23 protein-coding genes are annotated in these 26,905 nt (G+C 35.3%); 2 read left to right on the top strand and 21 right to left on the bottom strand.

The annotated features are described in order from the left end of the window. Window positions 1-8: 8 nt before the first annotated feature. From HMPREF3029_RS03250 to HMPREF3029_RS03150, 21 genes are all read right to left on the bottom strand, one after another. Window positions 9-1,286: a replication initiation and membrane attachment family protein gene (locus HMPREF3029_RS03250; protein ID WP_070709757.1), complete on the bottom strand. Its 1,278-nt coding sequence runs from the start codon at window positions 1,284-1,286 to the stop codon at window positions 9-11. Then, window positions 1,279-1,743, bottom strand: a complete 465-nt coding sequence (nrdR, locus tag HMPREF3029_RS03245; RefSeq protein WP_068129326.1) for a transcriptional regulator NrdR — start codon at window positions 1,741-1,743, stop codon at window positions 1,279-1,281. The genes HMPREF3029_RS03250 and nrdR overlap by 8 nt, the downstream gene beginning before the upstream one ends. Window positions 1,744-1,847: 104 nt before the next feature. Continuing rightward, on the bottom strand, window positions 1,848-2,855 hold the full coding sequence (gene gap, locus HMPREF3029_RS03240) for a type I glyceraldehyde-3-phosphate dehydrogenase (RefSeq protein ID WP_068129325.1): 1,008 nt from the start codon (window positions 2,853-2,855) through the stop codon (window positions 1,848-1,850). Window positions 2,856-2,900: 45 nt separating this feature from the next. After that, a complete protein-coding gene (gene coaE / locus HMPREF3029_RS03235; RefSeq protein ID WP_070709754.1) occupies window positions 2,901-3,491 on the bottom strand; it encodes a dephospho-CoA kinase in 591 nt (196 codons plus the stop codon). A 4-nt stretch (window positions 3,492-3,495) separates the two neighbouring features. After that, window positions 3,496-4,356, bottom strand: a complete 861-nt coding sequence (gene mutM / locus HMPREF3029_RS03230) for a bifunctional DNA-formamidopyrimidine glycosylase/DNA-(apurinic or apyrimidinic site) lyase (protein WP_070709751.1) — start codon at window positions 4,354-4,356, stop codon at window positions 3,496-3,498. A 5-nt stretch (window positions 4,357-4,361) separates the two neighbouring features. Continuing rightward, window positions 4,362-6,959: a DNA polymerase I gene (polA, locus tag HMPREF3029_RS03225; protein ID WP_070709749.1), complete on the bottom strand. Its 2,598-nt coding sequence runs from the start codon at window positions 6,957-6,959 to the stop codon at window positions 4,362-4,364. A 125-nt stretch (window positions 6,960-7,084) separates the two neighbouring features. Continuing rightward, complete coding sequence (abc-f, locus tag HMPREF3029_RS03220; protein ID WP_246830700.1) at window positions 7,085-8,530, bottom strand: ribosomal protection-like ABC-F family protein; 1,446 nt, start codon at window positions 8,528-8,530, stop codon at window positions 7,085-7,087. Between the two features lie 20 nt (window positions 8,531-8,550). Beyond that, entirely contained in the window at window positions 8,551-9,756 is a 1,206-nt protein-coding gene (locus tag HMPREF3029_RS03215) for an MFS transporter (protein WP_070709743.1), read from the bottom strand. A 279-nt stretch (window positions 9,757-10,035) separates the two neighbouring features. Next, window positions 10,036-11,592: an AbgT family transporter gene (locus HMPREF3029_RS03210; RefSeq protein ID WP_070709741.1), complete on the bottom strand. Its 1,557-nt coding sequence runs from the start codon at window positions 11,590-11,592 to the stop codon at window positions 10,036-10,038. 94 nt (window positions 11,593-11,686) lie between these two features. Beyond that, window positions 11,687-12,328, bottom strand: coding sequence for a 7-cyano-7-deazaguanine synthase QueC (queC, locus tag HMPREF3029_RS03205; protein WP_070709738.1), 642 nt, complete (start codon window positions 12,326-12,328; stop codon window positions 11,687-11,689). A 9-nt stretch (window positions 12,329-12,337) separates the two neighbouring features. Beyond that, window positions 12,338-12,826 (bottom strand): preQ(1) synthase, encoded by a 489-nt coding sequence (queF, locus tag HMPREF3029_RS03200; RefSeq protein WP_070456760.1) that lies wholly within the window; start codon window positions 12,824-12,826, stop codon window positions 12,338-12,340. Between the two features lie 87 nt (window positions 12,827-12,913). Then, window positions 12,914-14,176: an NADP-dependent isocitrate dehydrogenase gene (icd, locus tag HMPREF3029_RS03195; protein ID WP_070622786.1), complete on the bottom strand. Its 1,263-nt coding sequence runs from the start codon at window positions 14,174-14,176 to the stop codon at window positions 12,914-12,916. 27 nt (window positions 14,177-14,203) lie between these two features. Next, complete coding sequence (gene citZ, locus HMPREF3029_RS03190) at window positions 14,204-15,322, bottom strand: citrate synthase (RefSeq protein ID WP_070709735.1); 1,119 nt, start codon at window positions 15,320-15,322, stop codon at window positions 14,204-14,206. Window positions 15,323-15,566: 244 nt separating this feature from the next. After that, window positions 15,567-16,247 carry a hypothetical protein gene (locus HMPREF3029_RS03185; protein ID WP_070709732.1) on the bottom strand — a complete coding sequence of 227 codons (681 nt, stop codon included), beginning with the start codon at window positions 16,245-16,247 and terminating at the stop codon, window positions 15,567-15,569. Window positions 16,248-16,262: 15 nt separating this feature from the next. After that, window positions 16,263-18,023, bottom strand: coding sequence for a pyruvate kinase (gene pyk / locus HMPREF3029_RS03180; protein ID WP_068129308.1), 1,761 nt, complete (start codon window positions 18,021-18,023; stop codon window positions 16,263-16,265). A 9-nt stretch (window positions 18,024-18,032) separates the two neighbouring features. Continuing rightward, window positions 18,033-18,992 (bottom strand): 6-phosphofructokinase, encoded by a 960-nt coding sequence (gene pfkA, locus HMPREF3029_RS03175; protein WP_068129306.1) that lies wholly within the window; start codon window positions 18,990-18,992, stop codon window positions 18,033-18,035. Window positions 18,993-19,067: 75 nt separating this feature from the next. Further along, window positions 19,068-20,012, bottom strand: a complete 945-nt coding sequence (locus tag HMPREF3029_RS03170; protein WP_068129304.1) for an acetyl-CoA carboxylase carboxyltransferase subunit alpha — start codon at window positions 20,010-20,012, stop codon at window positions 19,068-19,070. Window positions 20,013-20,022: 10 nt separating this feature from the next. Beyond that, window positions 20,023-20,865 carry an acetyl-CoA carboxylase, carboxyltransferase subunit beta gene (gene accD / locus HMPREF3029_RS03165; protein WP_040928723.1) on the bottom strand — a complete coding sequence of 281 codons (843 nt, stop codon included), beginning with the start codon at window positions 20,863-20,865 and terminating at the stop codon, window positions 20,023-20,025. A 20-nt stretch (window positions 20,866-20,885) separates the two neighbouring features. After that, window positions 20,886-21,296, bottom strand: coding sequence for a FadR/GntR family transcriptional regulator (locus HMPREF3029_RS03160; protein ID WP_068129303.1), 411 nt, complete (start codon window positions 21,294-21,296; stop codon window positions 20,886-20,888). A gap of 65 nt (window positions 21,297-21,361) precedes the next feature. Beyond that, the gene (locus HMPREF3029_RS03155) at window positions 21,362-24,505 is read right to left on the bottom strand and encodes a DNA polymerase III subunit alpha (RefSeq protein WP_070709729.1); all 3,144 of its coding nucleotides are present in this window, start codon (window positions 24,503-24,505) and stop codon (window positions 21,362-21,364) included. An 18-nt stretch (window positions 24,506-24,523) separates the two neighbouring features. Beyond that, window positions 24,524-25,483: a DHH family phosphoesterase gene (locus tag HMPREF3029_RS03150; protein WP_070709726.1), complete on the bottom strand. Its 960-nt coding sequence runs from the start codon at window positions 25,481-25,483 to the stop codon at window positions 24,524-24,526. Window positions 25,484-25,555: 72 nt separating this feature from the next. Here HMPREF3029_RS03150 and HMPREF3029_RS03145 point away from each other — a divergent pair, with 72 nt between their 5' ends. Together HMPREF3029_RS03145 and HMPREF3029_RS03140 are read left to right on the top strand one after the other, a co-directional pair. After that, window positions 25,556-25,894, top strand: coding sequence for a YtpI family protein (locus HMPREF3029_RS03145; protein WP_070709723.1), 339 nt, complete (start codon window positions 25,556-25,558; stop codon window positions 25,892-25,894). 114 nt (window positions 25,895-26,008) lie between these two features. Next, window positions 26,009-26,695 (top strand): phosphoribosylaminoimidazolesuccinocarboxamide synthase, encoded by a 687-nt coding sequence (locus tag HMPREF3029_RS03140; protein WP_070709720.1) that lies wholly within the window; start codon window positions 26,009-26,011, stop codon window positions 26,693-26,695. Window positions 26,696-26,905 lie beyond the last annotated feature (210 nt).

The raw sequence follows: 26,905 nt of genomic DNA, 5'->3' as shown, positions 1-26,905 counted from the left end.
TATTTCACCTACAACTTTCTAAATCGGTCGATTGCTTCTTGAATCGATGTCGATTGTTTTTTTGTTACTTTTTTATTATGCATTGTCTGGTCTGAACTTTGTTTCTTTTGCTCATTAAACCATTTCGGTTCGACAATTTGACGCTTTACACGATAGTTACTTTTCTTTTTCGATTGGTTATTATAAAAAGTAAGCGCTGCATCTTTTGCTTCTTCAGCCGTTTGATATCCTTTACTTTCCCAATCTCTCGCGATTGTAAATACATAATTGTCAAATAATTGTCCGTCTTTTTGCATTAACGCATACTCTAACAGTACATTGATTACTCCGTTATTTAAATTCGTCTCTGTGACGAGTCGTGTTACGATTAGTTCATCGCTTCTTGATGGGTTGTTATTTCTTAACTGACGAATTCGAGTAACTGGACTAATACGGTCAAGCGACGTAAAGTAATCTTCATTTGTAGGTGTGTCTTCTGGTTGTAATTTTTCATCTTCTTTTTCATGTCGATAATAATCGAGTGCTGCACGTCTTAAAATATTTAAGTCGATACCTTTTGATTTGTCTGTTGATTTTACGATGATTTTTTTCATTTCATAAGCATTTAGATGAAAAAGCTCTGAGAGCTTGACGATATTTTCTCTCACAGACTGAGTAAAGAATTTACGGTCGACAAACGTTCCTCTTAAATGAGTAAATAGTACTTCAAAATCGAAGTCATCCTGTTCCACATTGCTACCTGTACTATTATTTCTACCTTCGTAATGATCTTCAGGTAATTTCAATGATTCTAAAGAAATATTTGAAAATACTTCAGTAAATTTACGACTAACGTCAGTGATATTATCTGGAAGTTTTGGATATTTCCAGTACTCTCTTTTTTTATTAAATAACTCACTACCGACTTTCGTATATAAAAACATACTCAGCATCGGATCGTTAAAAAACTCTGTTGCTGTTAACGGTTGTTTTACTTCGTAGAATAGTTGATCAATATGTGCGTCATCATTCACATACGTTTTAACCAAGCCAACCGCTTCTAATTTTTCAAGTTCTGATGAAAATATAGACAACGTCATATTCATTTCATCGATAATTTCGCTATGCATTCTAATTTCTAGCGGTTCAAACTTTCGGCTTGAATCATGTAAATAAATATAAATAGAAACTGCAACACTACCGAGAATCGGCATATATATATCATTTAACATCGTACGGTCATGTTCAGAAATATACTGCTGGTTATGGACGATAAACTCCGTACGTGGCGTTAGTGAACTACTCACCTTTTTCACCTTTTTCTAAATGCTTTAGCGCGTCCATGAGTTGGTTAATATCTGTAAACTCTCGGTACACACTCGCAAAACGAACGTATGCCACTTGATCCAGCTGCATCAATTCTTCCATAACGACTTCACCAATTTCAGTCGATGACACTTCATTTGTGTTTTTGTTTCTAAGTTTCTTCTCTACATTATCTACACACTTTTCTACTTCTTTAAAACTAATCGGTCGTTTTTCACATGATTTCATAAGACCGTCTAATAATTTATCTCTATCGAATTGTTCACGTGTATTGTCTTTTTTTATAACCATAAGAGGTGATAATTCAATACGTTCAAACGTTGTAAATCTTGCACCACAAGATTCACATTCACGTCTACGACGTATACTCGTCATATCATCTGTTTGACGTGAATCGATGACTTTTGTGTTTTCGTGACTACATACTGGGCATCGCATCAAATCACCTAATTCTTTTTTTATTAGTATAACATGATTGACTATTTATTAAATCGATTAAAAAACTCTCTATAAGATTGTCTTATAGAGAGTGGTTCTTTGAATTAAAGTTCTTTTGCAACACGTTCAACGAGTTCTACTGTACGCGTTGAGTAACCCCATTCGTTATCGTACCAAGAAAGTACTTTAACTTGGTTGTCACCCATAACCATCGTTAAATCAGAATCTACGATTGATGAACGTGAATCTGTGTTGAAGTCACTTGAAACAAGTGGCTCATCAGATACACCTAGGACACCTTTAAGATCTCCATTCGCAGCGTTTCTAAGCGCTTCGTTTACTTCTTCTTTCGTTACGTTTTTGTCTAACTCAACAACTAAGTCTACTAATGAAACGTTGTCAGTTGGAACACGTAATGCCATTCCGTCTAATTTACCTTCGAGTTCTGGTAATACGAGTGCAGTTGCTTTTGCTGCTCCAGTTGATGTTGGAACGATGTTTTCAGCTGCTGAACGCGCACGACGTAAATCTTTGTGTGGGTTGTCTAAAATTCTTTGGTCTGAAGTATACGCGTGAACTGTAGTTACTAACCCTTTTTTAATGCCAAATGAGTCGTTTAACACTTTAGCCACAGGCGCTAAACAGTTTGTCGTACATGAAGCGTTTGAGAATACGTCGTATTTTTCAACGTCTAAGTCTTTGTCGTTTACACCTAGTACAATTGTTTGAACGTCTCCACCTTTAGATGGACCAGTAAGTACGACTTTTTTCGCTCCTGCTGTTAAGTGTTTAGATGCTGTGTCACCGTGGTTAAATGCACCAGTTGCTTCAAATACGATGTCTACACCTAAATCTTTCCATGGTAAGTTTTCTGGGTTTCTGTCACGAGTGACTTTGATTTCTTTTCCGTCAACTACTAAAGTGTCATTATCTTTAGCTTCAACAGTTTTTTCCCATTTACCGTGAGTTGTGTCATAGTTTAGTAAGTGCGCTAAATCTTTTGCATCATAGCTAGCGTTTACTGCTACTAAGTTTAACGTATCTGATTCATGAACGATACGAAATACTTGTCTACCAATTCTTCCTAAACCATTAATCGCTACATTTGTCATAGTCAATAATCTCTCCTAGAATTTAGTCATGTTCATTATAGCATATCAGTCATTAAGTTGTTTAATAAAATCATCAATCTGATTATATAACGCTTCTTTCGTGTCGTTATTATTAAAGACGATGTCTGCACGTTTCTTTTTTTCTTCTAAAGATAGCTGTGACGCTATACGACGTCTTGCTTCTTCTTCAGTAAAATCGTTACGCGTCATCAGTCGATTTAATTGTGTTTTCTCATCGACATAGACGACGATGACTAAATCAAACTGGTCTTCGAGTTTGTTTTCATAAAGAAGCGGAATATCTGAAAATACGTGACCAGTTTGTAAATTTTTATTTTTGTCAGCGTTCATCTCTTTTCGAATGATCGGATGCGTAATCGAGTTTAATACAGCAAGTTCATCTTTATCGTTAAATACGATATGACCTAACTTCTCACGATTTAACGTACCGTCATCGTTTAAGATACCATTACCAAAGTGTTCGACGGTCTTTTTTAAACCTTCTGTTCCTTTATTTAAAACGTTTCTTGCATAGATATCTGCATCGAGCACGACGTATCCTTTATCTTTTAAATAATGACTAACTGTACTTTTACCGCTCGCAATGCCGCCTGTAATTCCGATTGATTTGTACATATTATCACCTCTGACATGTCGTGCAGTAATACGTGTTACGCTGCCCGATTGTTTTCGTTTTTATTTCATGACCTTTCGGACAGAACTTTTGCCCGTATACTTTGAACTTTGTTTGCATACTACCGGATTCTCCCGTTGTACTTCTATAATCAGATATTGTCGATCCGCCAGCATTTAACGATAATTCAAACACTTCAACGATTTTATCAAATAATAGTTCTAATCTTTTTTTAGAAATATTTTTGACGCGCCTCGTCGGTAAAATCCCACTTCTATATAACGCTTCAGAAGCATAGATATTTCCAACACCTGGGATAATTTTAGCATCCATAATAATTGCCTTAATATATGAATTGTCATAACGGTTAGATTTTAACGTTTCGACGAAATAGTTTTTAGCCGTTTCTTCAGTACATTCAGGCGCCATATTTTTAAAAGGCAGAAAGTCGTTTAAATCACGAATCGTTCTTACTTCTCCAAACCTACGAATATCTGAGTAGACTAAAATTTGGCCATTGCTTAAATGAAACTGAACGTGCCAATGTTTTTTATAGTTCGCCTCAGTAATTTCATCAAGCGTGTTAACGATAAAGAAACCACCACTCATACCGAGGTGACTAATCATATATAATATGCCTTCATCATTCATAAGTTCAAAATACATATATTTACTACGACGTTTAATATTAATAATCGTTGAATTTCTTATATTTAAAAATGACTCGATTGGTTCTTTCACGATCGTCATTCGGTCATTTTTATGTCCGCTTATGACAGTGTCTGAAAAGACGACGTCTTTAATCTTTAAACCGATTAAAGACGTCAAACTTCTTTTTACGAGTTCAACTTCAGGTAATTCTGGCATATCATCTACTCCATTGTGTACCAATTTGGACCGTATTCATATTCAGCTTTTAATGGTACTTCCATCTCTAATGCGTGTTCCATAATATCTTTAATGAAGACGACGAAATCATCTACTTCTCTTTTTGGAATATCAAAGACAAGTTCGTCATGAATTTGTAGTAGTAATTCGGCATTGAACTTATCTTTTTGGTCACTCTCATAATAATTCACCATCGCAAGCTTAATAATATCAGCTGCTGTTCCTTGAATTGGAGAGTTCATTGCGATACGTTCTGAGAAGCTTCTCGCGTTAAAGTTACGTGAGTTTATATCCGGAACGTAACGTCTTCTACCAAGCAATGTCGATACGTAACCGTCGCGCTTTGCGTCTTGAACGATATATTTCATATACTCTTTCACGTTTACGAACGTATCGAGATACGTATCAATAAACGCTTTCGCTTCTTTACGCGTGATCCCAAGTTGTTGAGATAATCCGTAATCAGAAATACCGTACACGATACCGAAGTTTACCGCTTTGGCATTTGAACGCATTGTGCTCGTAACGTCACTCGAGTCGACGTTATACACGTTCGCTGCCGTCGTCGTGTGAATATCCTTGCCTACTTTGAATGCGTCGATCATCTTTTCATCTTTAGAAATCGATGCAAGGACTCTTAACTCGATTTGTGAATAGTCGAGTGATAATAATACGTTCTCTTCACTTTTTGGGACGAACGCTTTTCTAATTTTACGCCCTTCTTCTAATCGAATTGGGATGTTTTGTAAGTTTGGTTCAACACTAGATAGACGTCCCGTTTGAGCAAGCGTTTGGTTAAATCTCGTATGAATGCGCCCGTCTTCATGAATTTGTCCTTGTAATCCTATGACATACGTCGATTGTAATTTTTGAATTTCACGATACTCCAAAATAAAATCGATAATTTCATGTTGTGGACGTAACGCTTCTAATACATCCGCTGCTGTTGAGTAACCTGTCTTCGTCTTTTTAATTACTGGTAACTCTAAATGTTCAAATAACACTACACCGAGTTGTTTCGGTGAATTGATGTTAAACTCTTCTCCAGCGATTTCATAGATTTTACTTTTTAAGTGATCGAGACGTTCCTCTAACTCTGTTTCCATTTCTTTTAACGTATTAATATCTACTGTGATTCCTTTAATTTCCATTTCAGATAACACTTTAGATAAAGGAATTTCTAATTCTTTCCATATCGTAAACATATCATCATCTTTTAGTTTTTGTTCTAAAAGTGGTAATGCATGATGGATTGCTAAGGCTTTCTTTTCTGTAAAATCTTTCGTCTCTTCAATCGTTGGGTTTTTCTTACTACGCCCTTTACCGTAATGAGACTCGTCGCTATCGATTTGAATGTTAAATTGTTCAACAGTCGAACTGACATCTTCAATTTTTTTACCAGGATCAAGTAAAAATGCCCCGAGCATAATATCCTCTGTAAATTGATTAAATGAAACACCTAATTGATTTAAAAATGCGATTTGTCGTTTTAAGTCATACGTATTCACTGATTTTCTCGTCTTTAAAAACTCTTCGAGTTCGTTTTTATCTATATCTTCAGTAGCTATCACATAACTATTTTCACCATCAGTGACTACGAGTACAGTCGGTTCATTTAATAAGTAATTCGCTTCCTCACTCTCTAAATATAAAGAAACATCTTCACCGAGCATGTCTAAGCGGTCGACTCGATTTGCTTCAAAAGTCGTCGTATTCTTTACAGGCGACTCATTTAAGTTTTCAAGTAACGAATTGAATTCAAATTCTTTAAATACTTTAATTTTCGCATCGACGTCTTCAGGCGGAAGTTTTAAGTCGTCTAAACTAAATTTAAACGTCATATCTCTATAAATCGTTGCGAGTTCTTTAGACATAAATGCATCATCTTTAAAGTTCTCTAAATTCTCGCGCTGTTTACCTTTTAATTCTTCAATATGTTCGTAGACACCTTCGACTGAATCGTATTTTTTTAACAGCTTAATCGCGGTCTTTTCACCAATTCCAGGGACACCTGGGATATTATCAGACGTATCTCCCCATAAGCCTTTCATATCAATGATTTGTTCTGGGCGAAGCCCGTATTCTTCTTCAATAAACTCTGGTGTATATTTATCGATTTGAGTGACACCTTTTTTCGTAAAGTAAATCGTCACGTGTTCACTTGCGAGTTGAGTTAAGTCACGGTCACCGGTAACGATAATCGTCTCCATGCCGTTTTCATCGGCAATTTTAGATAACGAACCGATAATATCATCCGCTTCGTAATTCGCTTCTTCGTATCGTTTAATACCATATGCATCGATTAATTTACGAATCGGCGCAAACTGTTCCCCTAATTCTGGTGGTGTCTTTTGACGTCCACCTTTATACTCACCATACTTTTCATGTCTAAATGTCTTTTTACCTGCGTCAAACGCAATTAAAAAGTGAGTTGGATTTTCTTCACGTATAATTTTATCTAATATTTTTTGAAAACCAAAAATAGCATTCGTATGCAGTCCACTTTGGTTACTTAAAAGTGGAAGTCCATAAAATGCACGGAACGCTAAACTATTACCATCTATTAAAATTAACTTATCCATAGTTCGTCTCCTCTATGAGTGATTAGTTTTATTATACAAGTCGGTTACTTTCTTTCCAAATTAAAAAAGTTGTTTAATTTATCATTGTATTAATCATAGATTCGACTATATATAAATAAATGTTTTTAAACTTCTATAAGTTTTCTATTTGATATTTTAAAGATAATATCCGCAGTTTGTCTTACAAATTCTTCATCATGTGAAGTATATATAATTAACCCTCTATACGACCTGACAAGCTCCTCTAAAGATTGAATAACAGATATATCTAGAAAGTTCGTTGGCTCGTCTAATATTATTGTGTTCGAAGGTTTAATAAATGTGAGTGCTAGTTTTAAACGCGTAATTTCCCCACCACTCAAATTTGAAACTATCTTTCTAAAATCATTTCTTGTAAACCTTAATTTTAAAAGAACGTGCTCCAAAAAATCCACGTTATAATCTGAATGTTCTTGTAAATAGCTTAATATATTTTTATCGCTTTTTATTTCATAATCCATTTGATTGTATGCACTAACAACGATTTTAGAAGATATTTCGATTTGTTGGTTCCTATTTATAATATCACTTAAGAAGCTGGTTTTACCTACCCCATTCTCTCCTACAATTGAAATCTTTTTTCCATATGGAAATTGAAAACTAGCATTTTCAAGTAAAATTTTATTACCTTTAACGAGAGTATAATCTTGACTATAAATTGGTATCTTGTTATGAATATCAACAAGCTTTGACGTTGGAAAAATTATCGGTACTTTATCTTCTACTTGATCAACTTCCTTCATTCGCTCTAACTTACCCTCTAAGTCTTTCAATTTTTTAAACGCATTCTTTGCGACTACATCCTTTGGTTTACTTTGACCCAATCTTCCTGGATTATTTGTATCTTTTGTATTCTTTTTCTTTAATGATTCTGCATACGCTCTTTGCTGTGCAATCGATTGTACAAGTTCTTCCTTTTTAATTGTATAAGCTTTATATTCATTTTGTAGTGATATTTTCTCTAATTCTTTTTGTTCCAAATAATCATCATAGTTTCCAATATATTCTTTAACAGCTCCATCACTAATTTCCCAAATCTTTGTAGCTAATTCATTGATAAAATCACGACTATGACTGACGCACAAAATTGTACCATAATAGTATTTTAACTCTTTAGCTAATATATCAACCGACGTTTTATCAAGATGAGTAGTAGGCTCGTCTAAAATTAAACATTCTTTATACATCGAAATCGATTCTGTAATATTTATTTTCTTTAATTCTCCACCACTTAAACCTACTTGATTAGAAGGTACATTTAATTCATTCATTAAACGATAATCGATTTCAGAATTATATTCAAAATGATTTTTTTCGTTTTTCTGTTTTAAGTAACTAAAATCAAAATCATTTTGCAAATAGCCATTTTTTGATATTGGCACTAAACCTGTAATCACATTTAATAAAGTTGACTTACCTACACCATTATCACCGATAATAAAAACATTATCTCCTTCGTTAACTAAAAGTCTTTCTATATTAAATAAATGATTACCATCTAAATCAACACTTATATTTTTTAATTCAATCATGCTCACCATTCAAACCTCCTTTAGTCGTATACTTTTCGTAATGTAAGAACAGTAGATCCTACAATTATTAAGCCAAAGACAAAATTCACCAAAATATATAACCCAGCATCTAAAAGAATACTGAAAAAAAGCATACCTAGAGGCATAAACGTCATACTAAGAACACCCATAAGAGCAAATACTCTTCCTTTTAGCTCTTCTTTAATGTTGAGTTGATAGTAGGTCATTAAAGGTATATTTGAAAACTGCATCATTAATGTGATTAATAAACCTATACTCATAAATGTTAAGTATGCATTACTAGTAGAAAAATCAAACATCACAGGTATACTTAAAATAATAAATAGAAAGCCTATTAAAACAGAGCTTATTTTAATCATTCTTAGTGGTGAATCTTTTTGTTTAATTAATGAAAAAATAAAGCCGCCGAGTATCGATCCTAATCCAACAATTGCACTGAAAACTCCCAGTGCTTCTGGAGACATTTCATAATAATCTATAAGAATGGTTCTTGGATATATAAATACACTTGCACTAGAAAATCCTAAAGCGGCTGAGAAGATCATTAGTCGCTTAATAGTTGGCTCATTTTTTATATAAGAAAACCCATCTTTTATTTGAACAATAAAGCTTTGTTCGTCAGAATAATCCATTACATCTTTGTCATCAAATTTTAAAAAGTAATCACTAATAAAACTTACAAAGGCGAATATGGCCAGAATTAATATCGTAAATTTTAATCCAAGTAATCCATATAATAAACCACCTAAAATTGGCCCTGCTATATCCGAAACACTTAGCACCATTGAGTTATAACCATATACTTTTTGGATTTTCTCTTCATCGAATAATTGCGTAAAAGCAGTCTGAAATGAATTGTCTGCAAACTGATTAGAAAAAGTAAGAATAGCTGTCGCGAAGTAAATAACAACTATATTCATCTCAAACAACAAAAAATAAAGAAATATTATGAGTAAAATAGTTGAGTAAATAAACTCGTTCAATAATATAATTTTTCGATTATTTTTCGAATCAGAAAAAACACCAATAACCGGTAATGATATTAGCGATACGAGTACTGCTATTATTCCATTTAAAGCAAACAAAACAGCTGATCCAGTATGAGATAGTATCCAAAAACCGACGGCAAATACATATAGAGAATCGCTCGTACTTAAAAAGAATCTGCTAAATATATAAATTGACGTATTTAGTCTATGAGGCATATGTTCCACCACCTAAATATTTAATCTCGCCATAAATAGGAACACATTTTTAATTATTATGAATTGAATCCATTTTAATTGGATTTATCAAAAATGTTATCGTTTTCATACTATCATTTAAGCAATTCATTAACAAGTATCCTTTTACTTATATTTTCCAACAATACTAAATAATACTTAGGAAATAAAATACACATTTATTAGCTATGTAAATTAAATTTTAATTATAATAAAATCTCTCAATAGTTTTGTAATACACTATTGAGAGATTTATAATTTCTATGGATATATAATCGGCGCGTTTGGTCCAAGTGGTAATCCAAGTAGCATCCAAACGATTAGGAATATTGACCATGTGATTAAGAAAAATATTGAGTACGGTAGCATAATTGAAATTAATGTTCCGACTCCGATATCTTTTACATATTTATTGGCAAACGCGATAATGACTGCGAAGTACGTCATTAATGGTGTAATGATGTTTGTACTTGAGTCTGCGATACGATATGCCATTGTCGTTAATTCTGGTGAGTAACCGAGTTGCATTAATATTGGAACGAATATCGGTGCCATCATCGCCCATTTAGCTGATGCACTTCCGATGAATAAGTTAATGAATGCTGTAACTAAAATGAACCCTATAATTAAAGGAATCCCTTTTAAGTTTAAACTCTCAAGTAATTCTGCACCATAAACACCGATTACCATACCGATGTTACTTTCGGCGAAATATGCAACGAATTGACCAGCAGTAAATGCAAGTACGATAATTGTACCCATTGTGTTCATCGTATCTGTTAACTGATGCGCAACATCTTTTTCACCTTTAATCGTTTTTGTAACAAGACCATAAACGAGACCAGGTATAAAGAATAAAATTGCAATGATTGGTACTAAGCTTGACATGAACGGTGACTGGATAATCTGATCCATGTAACTACCTTCATCTCCACGCATTGGTGAGAATGGGAATGCAACGAGTAAAGAAACAAGTAATACTGAAACAATAATTGAAATAAATGCGTAAAGTAATCCTTTTTTCTCTAAATCGTTTAACGCATGCATATCTTCTGAATCATCTGTGTTTAAATATTTAGAGTCATACGTACCTAGACGTGGTTCGACGATTTTATCTGAAACGAACCAACCGACTAACGTTAACACGAACACACTCGCTGCGATAAAGTAATAGTTCATCGCGACGTTCATCGTCTCAACGTACGCTGGATCGATCATTTTAGCTGCGTCCATTGAAAGTTCTGCGAGCATCGCATCCGTACCACTTAGTAAGAGGTTCGCACTAAACCCTGCAGATACCCCAGCAAACGCTGCAGCAAGTCCTGCGATTGGGTGTCTACCAAGTGCTAAGAAAATAACTGCCCCTAGTGGTGGTAATACAACGTATCCTGCGTCACTTGCGAGTGACGACATAATCCCTGCAAACACTAACCCTGCAGTAATTAAAGACTTCGGAATTGCTAAGATGAAACCACGTAACGCTGCAGAAATTAAACCAGAGCGTTCTGCGATACCAATACCAAGCATCGTTGTAAGTACGACACCTAATGGTGCGAAGTTGATAAAGTTATCGACCATATTTTCAAATATATATGTAATTCCGTCTTTACTTAATAAGTTATTGACCTCAATGATTTCGTTTTTGTCACCTGGATGCGCGACTGAAATTCCTATCGCAGATAAAATCGCAGAAGCGACTAATGTTAAAACCGCAAGTAGGAAAAACAAAGTCACAGGGTGTGGTAACCTATTACCAGATTTCTCAACGAAGTCGAGAAACTTCTGGAACACGCCACCCTTTTTATTAATGTTCTCCATATATAAACCCCCATTAAAAGTATATATCTGTCTATTCTGTCAGAAAATATACAATATTTCAATAGGGGTTTAAGTATATCTCATATTCAAATGTTTAATTGAACTTCCTTTTCTCGTACTCTTCTAATCCTTCATTTCTAAGAATACAAGCCGGGCACTCTCCACACCCTGATCCTTTTATACCGTTATAACACGTGAGCGTTTCATTTTTAACATAATCAAATACACCGAGTTCATCTGCCATTTCCCACACTTCACTTTTATCCTTATCCATAAGTGGTGTGTCAATTTTAATATGACGATCGAGTCCTAGATGTATCGCATGCTCTAACGCTGTAACAAAGTCACTTCTACAATCCGGATAACCACTAAAATCAGTTTCACTGACACCTGTTACAATCGTATCAGCACCGATTTGATACGCCGCGATACTCGCGATATTAAAAAATAATATGTTTCGACCAGGGACAAATGTATTCGGCACGTCACCATCTGATTTTATGTCGATATCTCTCGTTAACGCATTTTCTGTTAAATCGTTAATTAACGATACATCGATACAAGTGTTTTTTACGTTAAAATCTTTTGAGATTTTTTGAGCGATTTCAACTTCTTCAGCGTGTCTTTGATTATAGTGAAAAGTCATTGTTTCTACTTCATCGTAATGTTTTAATGCGTATGCTAAACATGTCGTACTGTCTTGACCACCACTAAATACAATTAATGCTTTAGACATATAAACTTCCTATCTATTATCAATTTTTTCAGGATACATATCGTGTTCAAAAAGACGTTTTTCAGCCATTTTTTCAAATTTCGTTCCTGGTTTACCGTAGTTTGCATATGGATCGATTGAAATTCCACCTCGCGGTGTGAATTTACCCCACACTTCAATATATTTTGGATCCATTAAGTCGATTAAATCTCTCATAATCGTGTTCACAGCTGCTTCATGAAAGCCTCCATGATTTCTATAGCTAAATAAGTATAACTTTAAAGATTTACTCTCTACCATTTTAATATCAGGGATATAACTAATATAAATCGTTGCGAAATCTGGTTGATTCGTCATCGGACACAGTGTCGTAAATTCTGGACAATTAAACTTCACCATATAATCCATTTCAGGATGACTATTATCAAACGTCTCTAACACACTGTTATCATACGTTGTCGGATATTGAACATTTTGATTTCCGAGTAATGTTAAGTCTTTCATTGTGTCGTCTTTCATTATAATTCTCCTTTAATTATAGTCTTATCCAGTATATAAGAAACAAATAAAAAATAGAACCACTGATGTGGTTCTATATACTCTCTATTACATGTTTTCTACTAATAAGTCACCGAACTCAGAAGTTTTCACTTCTGTTGCATTGTCCATTAGTCTCGCGAAGTCGTATGTGACTGTTTTGTTAGCAATTGTCGTTTCCATAGATTTGTTAATTAACTCAGCTGCTTCTTTCCAACCGAGGTGTTCTAACATAAGTACTGCAGATAAAATTACTGATGACGGGTTCACAACGTCTAAACCAGCATATTTAGGTGCTGTACCATGAGTCGCTTCAAAGATTGCATGTCCTGTGTCGTAGTTAATGTTCGCACCTGGTGCGATCCCTACTCCACCAACTTGTGCTGCAAGCGCGTCAGAGATGTAGTCTCCGTTTAAGTTCATCGTTGCAACAACTGAGTGATCTAATGGATTTAATAGAATTTGTTGTAAGAAGATATCTGCGATTGAGTCCTGGATAATGACCTTACCTGCTTTAACCGCTTCATCTTGTGCTTTGTTTGCAGCTTCTTTACCTTCTTTTTCAACGATTCTATCGTATTCATCCCATGTGAATACTTTGTCACCATATTCTCTTTCAGCTAACTCGTAACCCCATTTTTTAAATCCACCTTCAGTGAATTTCATGATGTTACCTTTATGAACGAGTGTAACAGTCGGTTTATTATGCACTAGTGCATATTCAATTGCTGCTCTAATTAAGCGTTCAGAACCTTCTTTAGATACTGGTTTAACACCAATTCCAGATGTTTCTGGGAAACGAATGTTAGTCACATTCATTTCATCTTGTAAGAAGTTGATCAGCTTTTTAGCATCATCGCTACCTGATTCAAACTCGATACCAGCATAAATGTCTTCAGTGTTTTCACGGAAAATCGCCATATCGACGTCTTCAGGATTTTTAACTGGTGACGGTACACCGCTGTAATGTCTTACTGGACGTAAGCATACGTAGAGATCAAGTTGTTGTCTTAACGCAACGTTTAATGAACGGATACCTCCACCGATTGGTGTAGTAAGTGGTCCTTTAATTGCGATTAAGTACTCACTAATTTTGTCGAGTGTATCTTGTGGTAACCACTCGCCAGTTTTATCGAATGCTTTTTGTCCTGCGTAAACTTCTAACCATTCAATTTTCTTTTCACCGTTGTACGCTTTTTCAACAGCGCTATCGATTACTTTTTTAGCTGCTGGCCAAATATCTTTACCGATTCCGTCTCCTTCAATAAAAGGAATAATTGGTGTGTTTGGTACGTTTAAAACGCCGTCTTTTAAAGTAATTTTCTCTGCCATTATATAATCTCCTTTATGTGTATAAAATTATCTACTTTCAATTGGTTCGTATTTTCTACTCGTATATCCAGTGTACTCTGCGCGTGGACGAATGAGTCGGTTATTTGCATATTGTTCTAACATATGTGCAAGCCAACCTGACGTACGGCTGACAGCGAATATTGGAGTAAATAAATCATGTGAAATACCCATTGAGTGATACACTGATGCACTGAAGAAATCGACGTTTGGTAATAACCCTTTTTCTTCTTCTACAATTTCAGCGATGCGTGTCGACATTTCGTATAATTCAGGTTCACCTGTCTCTTCAGTTAACTTACGAGACATTTCTTTTAAGTACTTCGCACGCGGATCTCCTTCTTTATATACGCGGTGTCCGATACCCATAATTTTCTCTTTGTTTTCAAGCTTTTTATGGATATATTCGTCAACTTTATCTAAACTACCGATTTCAGTTAACATGTTCATCACTTGTTCGTTTGCACCGCCGTGTAGTGGTCCTTTTAATGCTCCAATCGCAGCAACTGTTCCTGAATATAAGTCAGATAACGTCGCAACACATACGCGAGCAGTAAATGTCGATGCGTTAATTTCGTGATCAGCGTGTAAAATAAGTGCTTTTTCCATCGCTTCGACTTGTACATCTGTCGGCTCTTCACCGTATAACATATATAAGAAGTTTTTAGCAAAGCCGTATTCTTCTTTAGGTTTAACAACATCTAAACCTTTTCTAAAGCGGTCAAAGTTAGCAACAATCGCAGGAATCGCTCCTTGAATACGGATTGATTTATTCTTGTTTGCTTCTTCAGTTAAAATATCCGCTTCATCGTCAAGCATACCTAGATATGAAATTGACGTTCTTAATGCAGCCATCGGCTGATTACCTGTTTTAGCGAAAATTTTAAATACTTCTTCGTCTTCATGAGCGAGTGACATATATTTAAATAAGTCCGCTTCAAATTGTTTTAACTCTTCTTCGTTTGGTAAGCGGTCGTTCCATAGTAAATAAACGACTTCTTCAAACGTTGCATTTTCGGCTAAGTCATCAATTTCATAACCAGCATATGTTAGCTGAGTTCCGATAATAGAACTAATTCTTGACTCTCCAATTACTACACCTTCTAAACCAGCTTTCATTTCAGGCATAGAATTTAACCCCCCATATATCTTTAAACGATTTATTTAATTTCATTATAGCAAACTTTGTATATAGGTGCTTACGTTTAATTCATACACTTATTTGTGAATTTTATATCAAAGACTATTGTGACGGTTGATATAGAACGGTCTTAAAACATAGAATCATTTATATTTTTTAACTATAACTAAAAATTAAGTTTCTTATACTTTTTAATAAGTTTAATTTATAACTAAAAAGAGAGTAGATAAACTACTCTCCTTTCGGTACTTCTATTTGTTCTACTTCCCCAATGTTTTCAAATGTTGCAAAGCCTTTAATATCATAATTTTCTTTATCGTCACTTAAGATACCTTCGACATCTGCACGCACGACCTTATAGTCGGCATTCACTTGAAGTGTTAATGATAAATTTTCAACATCATAATCTTGTAAATTAGATGCAAGTTCATTACTAAATATAGATAAATCTTCAATTGTCAGTAAATCGTAAGTAATGACGTAAACATCTTTATCTGTCTTAAGATCGCCTTTTGGTAATTCTTTAAGTTTTTCAACTAGCTCACTATACGTTAATGGATTTAGTTCAATGTCACTCGTTTCAAATTCACCATTTGTTAAGACTTTCTTTTCACCATTTACATCATATAATGTAAAGACCGAGTCAGAGGCATCAACTTCAAACTTTACATTTTCATCATTATCAATAGTAACTATAAAGTTTAATTCGTCTTCATCGTTCATCGTAAGCGTCCCACGCTCTTCATAAGAAATCACATCTTGGTTGTTCGCGACAACTTCGTCGATTAACGATTCTGACGTCATAGATTTATCTTGTTTAACTTCTTTTACTTCTTCTTCACCATCATTACTATTACTACATGCACTTAAAAGTAACGTTGCTGAAAAAATACTTATGACAAGCTTTTTCATTCGTATCCTCCTCAATTACAGTACGTCTGCATGTCCACTATAAACGACATGCTGTTCACTGTCGACAGTTACTTTCATGCCTGGTTTTAATATGTCAAACGCATCTGTTGCTCCAACGATTGTCGGTAACTCTAAATTTAAACCGACGATTGCTCCAGGACTTGTTAGACCACCTTCAACAGTAATTAACCCTGCCGCTTTCACTAAGTGTGGTGTCATTATACCATCAACTTTTTCTAGTAAAACGATTTTCCCTGTCGTATCGATTTTGGCAAGTTCATCATATGATTTCGCCATAACTACTTCACCGTAGCCAGTTAATTTTCCTATTCCTTGAGCGGTGATTAACGTATCTCCAACGACGTGTAACTTCATTAAGTTTGTCGTTCCAGCTTGTCCTGTCGGCACACCAGCTGTGATAATAATTAAATCACCTTCATTAGCGTATCCTTTTTCAACGACAGATTGCACTGAACCGTTGAGTACTTCATCTGTATTACTTAACTTTGGAGCAACAATCGGTTGAACGCCCCATACGAGTTCAAGCTGTCTAGCGACATAATCATATGGAGTGACTGCGATAATATCACACTGTGGACGATATTTTGAAATCATTTTTGCAGTATGTCCAGATTCAGTTGCCGCAACAATTGCACGACAGTTTAAGTTTAACGCAGTATGTGCTGCGGAAACTCCAATTGCTGTCGTTACTGTAGTATCTTGGACTTTCGTACGATCTGATAATAGCTTCTTATAATCTTGTGCTGCTTCACTTGACGTCGCAATGTTTGCCATCGTCGTTACAGCTTCTACTGGATATTCACCAGCTGCAGTTTCTCCAGATAACATGACTGCGTCACTTCCGTCGTATATTGCATTCGCAACGTCACTAGCTTCTGCACGTGTACAGCGCGGATTATGTTGCATTGAATCTAACATTTGTGTTGCTGTAATGACTGGTTTCCCTGCAAAGTTACATTTTTTAATAAGTTCTTTTTGTGCAAGTGGTACAGCTTCGGTCGGGATTTCAACACCTAGATCTCCACGAGCAACCATTAAACCGTCTGATACGAGTAAAATTTCGTCGATATTATCGATACCTTCTTGGTTTTCAATTTTAGGAATGATTTTAATGTAGCTACCGTTGTTTCCTTCAAGAAGTTCACGAATTTTTAATACGTCATCTTTTTTACGGATAAATGACGGTGCGATGAAATCTACTTCGTTTTCAATACCAAATAAAATGTCACTTTCATCTTTTTCAGTCATCGACGGTAAGTTCACTTTAACTTGAGGAACGTTTACGCCTTTTTTATTTTTTACTTCACCTTCATTTAAAACTGTCGTATGAATGACTTCGTTATCATAGTCAAGCTCATCGATTTTTAAAGTAATAATTCCGTCATCGATTAAAATCTCGTCTCCTACTTTTACATCGTGAATCAGACCATTATAAGAAATAGAAATTTTTTCAGAATCTCCGAGTACTTCATTCATATGAACGGCAAGCTTTTGATTTTTAACAAGATGAACAACACCGTCTTTCATATTGTGAGTTCTAATCTCAGGACCTTTTGTATCGAGTAGAATACCGATGTGTTTTTCAAGTTTTTTTGAAACTTTTCGAATCCTCTTAATACGATTTAAATGCTCTTCATGGTCACCGTGTGAAAAGTTCAGTCTCGCGATGTTCATACCAGCGTGCATTAATTTTTCTAATGTTTCTTCACTTTCTGATGCTGGTCCAATCGTACAAATTATTTTAGTTCTACGCATAATATCCTCCTAAATAGATAACTCATTAATTATATCAATGAGTGATATATCAATTTTCTTTTCATGATTTAAAACCGTATCGTAATCGACATGTTTTATTGAGTTTTGTGTTAAGTACACCATTTGTCCAGATTGTCCTTCTAGTAATAAATTGACAGCTTCATATCCGAATCTAGAAGCAAGTATACGGTCTTTTGAAGACGGTCGTCCCCCTCTTTGAATGTGTCCAAGGACACTAATTCGTGATTCAATATTTAATTGTTCACTTAATAGTTTACTACATTTTTCTGCAGACATAACCCCTTCTGCAACGATTATTATCGAATGTGTTTTCCCACGTTCAATCCCTCGTTTAATTTTTGTAGCAACGTCGTTTATATTATATGGTACTTCTGGTATTAAAACCGACTCTGCACCACTTGCGATGCCGCTATATAATGCGAGCATTCCACTATCTCTACCCATAACTTCAATAATAAATGTACGTTCGTGGCTCGTTGCTGTATCTCTTATTCTATCGACGGCTTCAACAACTGTGTTTAATGCTGAATCAAATCCAATTGAGCTTTCAGTAAACGGAATGTCGTTATCGATTGTTGCTGGAATCGCTATTGTTTTAATTCCGTGTTTTTCAAGTGCATACGCACCTCTAAACGTCCCGTCTCCTCCGATGACAACGAGTCCTTCTATTTCAAACTCTTTTAAAATTTTAACTGCCATTTGCTGTATTTCTTCATCTTTAAATTCGTTACAGCGAGCAGAATATAATGCCGTTCCACCACGCTGAATAATATCACCGACGTCGGATAATTCCATGCGTTTAATATCTCCACGGATCAAACCTAAAAAGCCGTGGGAGATTCCAAATACTTGTAACCCTCTATTAATACTAGTACGTACGACAGCTCGAACTGCTGCGTTCATGCCAGGTGCATCTCCACCACTAGTTAATACTGCAATACGTTTCACAATTACACACTTCTTTCTATTTATAAAAATAACTCTCTTACTAAGTATTCTACTTAAAAGAGAGTTAAATTTGTATTAATTATCTTCAACTTTAAAATCACCGATCGCCATATACTTTTCAAATCGTACATCAAGACGTGATGAATCGTCGATTTCACTTAATTGTTCAAGACCATTTATAATCGCTTCTTTTGTTTGTTTATATACGAACGGTTTGTCGACGTGTGCACCGCCCTCCGGTTCTTCAATTACAAAATCAGCAACGCCTAACTCGTAAAGGTCTGCAGCTGTTAACTTTAATGATTTTGCTGCTACTTCTTTTAACGATGCATCTTTAAATAAAATACTCGCAGCACCTTCAGGAGAAATGACTGAATACGTACTGTTTTCTAGCATATAAAGATGATCACATACGCCAATTCCTAGCGCTCCTCCAGATCCACCTTCACCGATAACAATAGAAATGATCGGGACGTTAAATCCAGCCATCTTTACGAGGTTTTTAGCAATCGCTTCACTTTGTCCGCGTTCTTCTGCTTCTTTACCTGGATACGCACCTTTCGTATCGATAAATGTAACGATTGGACGTTTAAACTTTTCTGCTTGCTCCATTAACCTGAGTGCTTTACGGTAACCTTCAGGATGTGGCATACCGAAGTTGCGTTTAATGTTTTCTCTTGTCGACATCCCGCGTTGGTGACCGATAACAGTCACTGGTGTGCCGTTAATGCTTGCGACACCACCGATAATTGCACGGTCATCTCCATACGCACGGTCTCCAGCAAACTCGATAAATTCATCGCAAATTGCTTCGATGTATTCTAACGTCGTTGGACGCTCTAACTTTCTAGCAAGCTCTACTTGCTGCCAAGGTGTTAGTGTGCGTGTCATCATCTTAATTTTATCGTTTAGTGCATCGATTTCTTTTGATAAATCGATATTGTTTTTTTCTTCATAACCTTTTAACTCTTCGATTCTGTCTTTTAAATCTTGTACAGTATCTCTTCTCGTTTCAGACATACACTCACCCCTAACTATGCAACCTTAATATTTGAGCTAATACAGATCTCATTTCCGTTCGGTCTACCACTTTGTCGAGTTGACCGTGTTCGATTAAAAACTCTGCCGTTTGGAAATCTTTCGGCAATTTCTCTTTGATCGTCTCTTCAATTACTCGGCGCCCAGCAAATCCAATTAACGCACCGCTTTCCGCTAAGTTAATATCACCGACAGATGCAAAAGACGCACTGACTCCACCTGTTGTTGGATGCGTCATATATGCGACATATAATAGTCCGTGACTAGAATGGCGCTCTATCGCTACAGATACTTTTGCCATCTGCATTAACGATAAAATACCTTCTTGCATTCTCGCTCCACCACTTGCTGTGAACACGATGACGGGTAAACGATGGTCCGTTGCATAGTTAAATGCTTGTGCGAGCATTTCACCAACCGCACTTCCCATACTACCCATGCGGACGCGTGTATCCATCACAGCGATCACGACTTCGTGTCCGTCAATTTCTCCATGTGCAACACGAAGCGCTTCATTGAGCCCCGTTCGACGCTTATCGTTTTCTAACTTTGACACGTAATTCGGGAAGTTTAATGGGTTTTTCGACGTAATATTTGTGAATAATAACTTTTTACTATTTTTATCGAATAATGCGTCGAGACGCTCGTCACTAGTGATTGGGAAATGATACTCACATTTTGGACACACGTGGACATTACTTACTAACTCTTTTGTATAGAGTAAGCTTTTACACTGTGGACATTTTGTCATTACTGGTTCTGAATCTTTATATGTTCCTTTTTTGGTCGGTTCGTTTACTTTTTTGTTAAGTTTATAAAATAAGTCTTTTAACATAATTTCCCCTCGACATTTTGTTAATCTGTATATTTTTTAATGATCGTATAAATTGTAGATAATATTAAATTATCCGATTCTTCAACCGTTTTTTTGCCGTCATATTTTTCATCGATATATCGTTCGAATAATTCGTTGATTTCCATTAACTCATCACGTTGTGCATCCGTTTTAATTAAAAATCGTCCGATGATATCAAATAATCGATGTTCTTTAAAATCAGCGAGATATGTACCTTCTCCAATTTTCACGTGAACGACACCTAACATTTCTAACGCTCTTAAAGCTTCACGTACACTTTGACGCGAAACGTTTAGCTCTTCTTTTAAATATCGTTCACTTGGAAGTCGGTCTCCAGGTTGAATATTCGTCTCACGAATGATTTTTTCTAGTTCAGTTAAAATATATTCAAATCTAGTTTTCTGGTTCATTTTATACCTGCCATTTCAGTGGTCGTACCACTGATAATAACATGATTTAAATTTTCAAGCAATTTTCATTTCATAAAACGTACATTTTCTTTTCCTAACAGATTAATAAGTCGATTTAAATTGTTATGTTGCATGTGTCCAAGTTTCGTTTGTTCCATATCAAAAACTGGAATTCCTTCCGATGATAACAGCTTTTTAAACTGCGTATCTTCGTAATTTCTTACATAGACATACTTCGTATCTTTAATATAATTTCTTATAAAATTATCCACAATATATAACCTTGAGATGATTAATTGTTTTTTATCTCTGTACTCATCCATCCGACCGTCGATTACGAGTATATCTTGTTGAAGTTTTGATAAGTTGATCATATAGTCTTTCGGGAAAAGTACCGCATCCATTTCAGTATGCCCGTCTGTGATTGATACGTAAGCCATGTCGTCATTTTTCTTCGTTCTTATTTGTCTCACACTAAGTATAGAAACGAGAAAAATACCTCGTTGTTTATTAGACTTATGATCGAGTAATGAAAACGGAATATATTGAACATCATTATGTTTTGTAATGATTGGATGCTCTGAAATATTAAATCCAAGCATTTCGGTTTCTCCATCGATGAGTTCTTGTTGGGCCATTTCTTCGACGTCTTCATCCTCAGGGCGAATTATTGTTAAACCGAGCACCATGTCGAGTAAATTAATTTGGTCTACGCCATCTTTAATGGAATCTAATGCTTTTTTAGATTGTTGTAATAACGACTTTCTCGAGCGATTAAAGTCATCGAACGCACCTGAAAGAATTAAAGCGCGAAGTTGTCTTTCGTTTAATCTTATACCTAACTGATTCATACGTGATACAAAATCGTACACGTCTTCAAACTGTTTCTCTTTTCTTGCTTCAACAATTGCATTTGAGATATCTTTCGTTATATATTTAATCATCGAAAATCCGAGACGTAATCCGTCTTTGCTCGTATTGTTATAAAACGACTCATGAATACTTGGTCGTTTTATATGAACCTTTAATCGTTTTAACTCACGTAACGTATTTGCAAGTTTTTCTTCTTTCGTCTTATGGTCAAGCAGCATGACCGCATAAAACTCTTCCGGGAAATGTGCTTTTATATACGCCATTCTGTACGTAATTAACGCATAGACGAGCGCGTGACTTTTTGGAAAACCGTAATCAGCGAATTTTAAAATTAAATCAAATAAGTGTTCACTCACTTCACGGCTATAGTGATTCCTCTCAGCGCCTTCAATGAACTTACTTTTTTCACGCATTAACTCGTCGCGGTTCTTTTTCGCCATCGCGCGTCGTGTAATATCCGCTTCTTGCAAACTAAACCCTGCAATTTTTCGAGTCGTCTGCATAATTTGTTCCTGAAATATCATGACTCCGTACGTATCTTTTAAAATTTCTTTTAAATCATCATGCGGATAAATGACTTTTTTTGAAGAATGTTTAATGTCGATGATATGGTCGATTTGTTTCATCGGACCTGGTCTGTACATCGCAAGAACGAGCGCAAGATCGAGTAAACTATTCGGTTTGTAACGTTCGATTACTTTCGTAATTCCATCAGATTCTAATTGGAATATACCAGCTGTCATTCCAGCAGATAATAGTCGAAATGTTTTTTTATCGTCTAAAGGTATTTTATTTACGTCAAAATCGTGATTACGTGTTTTGATACGAGTACTCATATAGCGAATTAACGACAGCGTCTGTAAACTTAAGACGTCGATTTTTAAAAGCCCAACTTTTTCACAGTCTTCCATCGGCCACTGACTTATGACACCTGTTTCATTAAACATGATTGGTATTTCTTCGTTTAAAGGATTTCTACCAAGCAGTACCCCACTAGCATGAATTGAAGTGTTTCGTGGTAAGTTTTCTATTTTTAATGCGTATTTTTTTAACAGCTTATATTTAACATTTGTTTCAATTAAGTTGTTAAATCTGTCAGAGTTAAATGCTTGTTCAAGGTCAACATTATTTTCATCGATAATGTTTGAAATTTCTTTTAGTTCACTGTCATTAAAGCTAAATATACGGCCCACTTCACGCGCAGCACTTTTAGCTGTCATATTGTTATAAGTTAAAATGTTCGCAACGTGCATTTCGCCGTATTTTTGCTGTAAATAATCGATTACTTTCGGACGATCGACAGATGCAAAGTCGATATCGATATCTGGCATCGTGACACGCTCTTCGTTTAAAAATCGTTCAAATAGTAAATCGTACTCGATCGGATCAATGTCAGTAATATCAAGTAAATACGCGACTAAACTCGCTCCAGATGACCCACGACCTGGACCGACATAAATTTCATTGTTTTTACAATATCTGATGAGATCTGAAACGATTAAAAAATAATCTGCAAATCCCATGTTGACGATTGTTGTATATTCTTTATTTAGTCGGTCACGGTATGCGTCTGTCATATGTCCTATTTTACGTTTTATCGCATCTTTTAATTCTTCTTTTAATAACTCTTCACTTGACCCTTCTGTAAACTTCGGTAGTGTATATTCCACTTTCGGCAGATAGACGTCACATTTATCGACGATTTCTTTGTTCGTTTCTAAATAATCACTATATTTAGCGACATCCGCTTGTAGTTTAATAAAGTCGTCACCGTCTGTTTCGTTTAAATATTGTAAGTCTATTTTTTCGTTCTCTTTAATGGCATTTAATACGTTAACGACTGCAGCATCACTTTTTTTATAGTAGTAACTCGGACGAATGTAGGCTTTTTTATACGTACTATTAACAGTATGCGCAGTATACTTATCCTCGTCAGGGATGTTTATATATTCAAAGATGTTAAGTCCTTCATCATTTTTAAGAACCGCAATACAGTCTGTAATATCGCTTAGAAATGATAATGGAATGACTTCAGTTTTTTTATAACTAATTCTAGAAGATAGTTTAGATAGAAAATAAAAACCTTTTAAACTTTTTGCATACAACACAATATCGCTCGTCTTAAAATCATCTTCTATACTAATCTCTAGTCCAACGATAGGTTTTATATCATTTGTCTGTGCTTTTTGTAAAAACTCATATGCACCGTGCATACTATTGAAGTCCGTAATCGCAACAGAACGCTGGTCGTCTTCTTTTAAAATATTTATAAGGCGATCAATTTGAATATTACTATTTAAAAATTCATAGCTACTATGCACATTTAAATTGATCATTCGTATTCACTCCGCCTCTTATAATTTTTCTTCTAACTTTTCAATTAACAGCTGTAAATCTTCTCTTCTTCTGAAACGAACGCCACTTGCGTGTTTGTGTCCGCCACCACCAAAATGTTGCGCAACGTCATTAATCGGCACATCTTTAGAACGTAGACGTACACGGATATCATTTTCTGTTTCAAGTGCCATAAACCAAACTTTAACTTCTTCAACTTCTCTAAACACATTCACTTGTAACGCAGCATTCGCCTCATCTACCCCGTACTTTTCACGGTCTTCAATCGACACAAAGACACTGAGTACACCTCTATCTGTTAAGTTAAAGTTGCTGATTAAAAACCCAGTAAATTTAAAGTCTTCTAACGATTTTTTGTACAGTTCTAGTAATAGACTATTCGTGTCTAAACCCCCTTTAGAAATGTCACTCATGACGTCATAAGTCGTTTCATGTGAATTATATAAAAATCGACCAGTGTCTCCGACAATTCCTAAATACGCGAGTGACTTAACGTCCTCATTAATAGCGTCACTATCAAATAACGATAAAAACATATATAACAGTTCACACGTTGAAGACACAGATGTTTCTACGATATTAACATCTCCGTATGGCTCGACATTTGGATGGTGGTCGATTTTAATAACGTACTGACCATTTCTATAATCTCCGTCGTAGTCGATTCTTTCGACGTTAGCCGTGTCTAAAATAATAACGAGATCTTCGTTAGTAATTTCGCCATCGTCAAGTTCACCCATAAATTCTAAGTTCTCTTCAGTACTTCCGAGAGCGCGTACTTTTTTCTCTGGAAACTTATTGAGTAAAAACTTTTTTAAAGCGAGTTGAGATCCTAAAGCATCTGGATCTGGACGAATATGTCGTAAAATCACAATCGAATTTGCGGATTCAATTTTTTGAAACGCTTCATTTTTATATTGATTTAGTGATGATAATTGATTTAAAAATTTGTAAAACATATAAAAACACCTCAGTAATAGTTGTGATATTCCCTTTAAGCAATTATACTACAGTAGAATGGAGTTGTAATAATGAGCACTGGTTTTCAATTGTTAATTACTACATTAGTCACAGCGCTAATCGTAAGTTTCTTAATGTTCTTCATCTACAAAGTACGTCAAATTCGTACGAAACGAGACGTGAGAAAAGCTTACTATAACGCGATGGCTAGATTATGGTTTGGCGTGTTTTTAATCATCTTCGGTACAAACTCAATCGTTCAGTTTAATACGGTTGTGACATATATAATCGGTGGTATTTTTATCGTTTTAGGAATTATTAACGTGACACACTTTAACAAAGCACGTAAATACTTTAAATCAAACTTACCGATTGAAGATGAAGCATACGACAAACTCAATAAACAATAAGATTATGTAGAAACCATCTAACAAAAAAGTTAGGTGGTTTTTTTAAATTTTAAAATGACAATAGCGTAATTTTTTTATATGATTAATATATCACTGATTTGTAAGGAGTTTGTTATGGAACGTATTTATACTGGTAAAACGAAAGATGTATTTAAAGATACGAACGGAGATATCGTCCTCTATTTTAAAGATGATATGACAGGTAAAGACGGAGTGTTTGATCCAGGTGAAAACCAAGTTGGTCTGACTGTAGAAGGTTCAGGTCGTGCTGGATTAGAAATGACATCTCACTTCTTTAACATTTTAAAAGATAAAAATATCCCAACACACTACATTTCAAGCGACTTAGATAAAAAAGAAATGCGCGTAAATGAAATCGAAAACTTCGGAGATGGATTAGAAGTCATCTGCCGATACGTTGCGGTTGGTAGTTACTACAGACGCTATGGTAAATACATTGAAAACGGCACAGTATTAAAATCACCTGTCGTAGAATTTACGTTAAAAGACGATGAACGACAAGATCCAGTCGCATCAAAAGAAACGCTCGATATATTAGGACTCCTCACAAACAAAGAGTACGACGAAATCGAATCACTCACGATCCAAATTTGTGACATCATTAAATACGAGCTACTCAAAAAAGACTTAGAACTCTACGACATTAAACTCGAATTCGGTAGAGATAAAGAAACAGGCGACATCTTATTAATCGACGAAATCTCTGGTGGAAACATGCGCGTTTATAAAGGCGACGAAAACATCCACCCACTTGATATCGGTAAGATTTTATTTAACTAATTAGAACTAAAATAAAAACACCCCAACCCGCGACGTGATCTAACACTTCGCCTCGGTGATGGGGTGTTTTATCTTGTTTAGTAAAAGAATCGTTGTTCGTGTGTTTTGGATGAAAAACTCAGGTGTGGTTGAGTTTTTATTCATCAAAATAGTATTAATTCTCTTTTGACGAGATATAATTAACAAAAATTTCGCGATTTTGTTAGATAT

The sequence above is a fragment of the Nosocomiicoccus sp. HMSC059G07 genome (assembly GCF_001815515.1).
GTDB classification, from domain to species: Bacteria; Bacillota; Bacilli; order Staphylococcales; family Salinicoccaceae; genus Nosocomiicoccus; species Nosocomiicoccus ampullae_A.
Note: the sequence above shows the minus strand (reverse complement) of the source record. Positions and strands in the feature narration are given on the sequence as shown.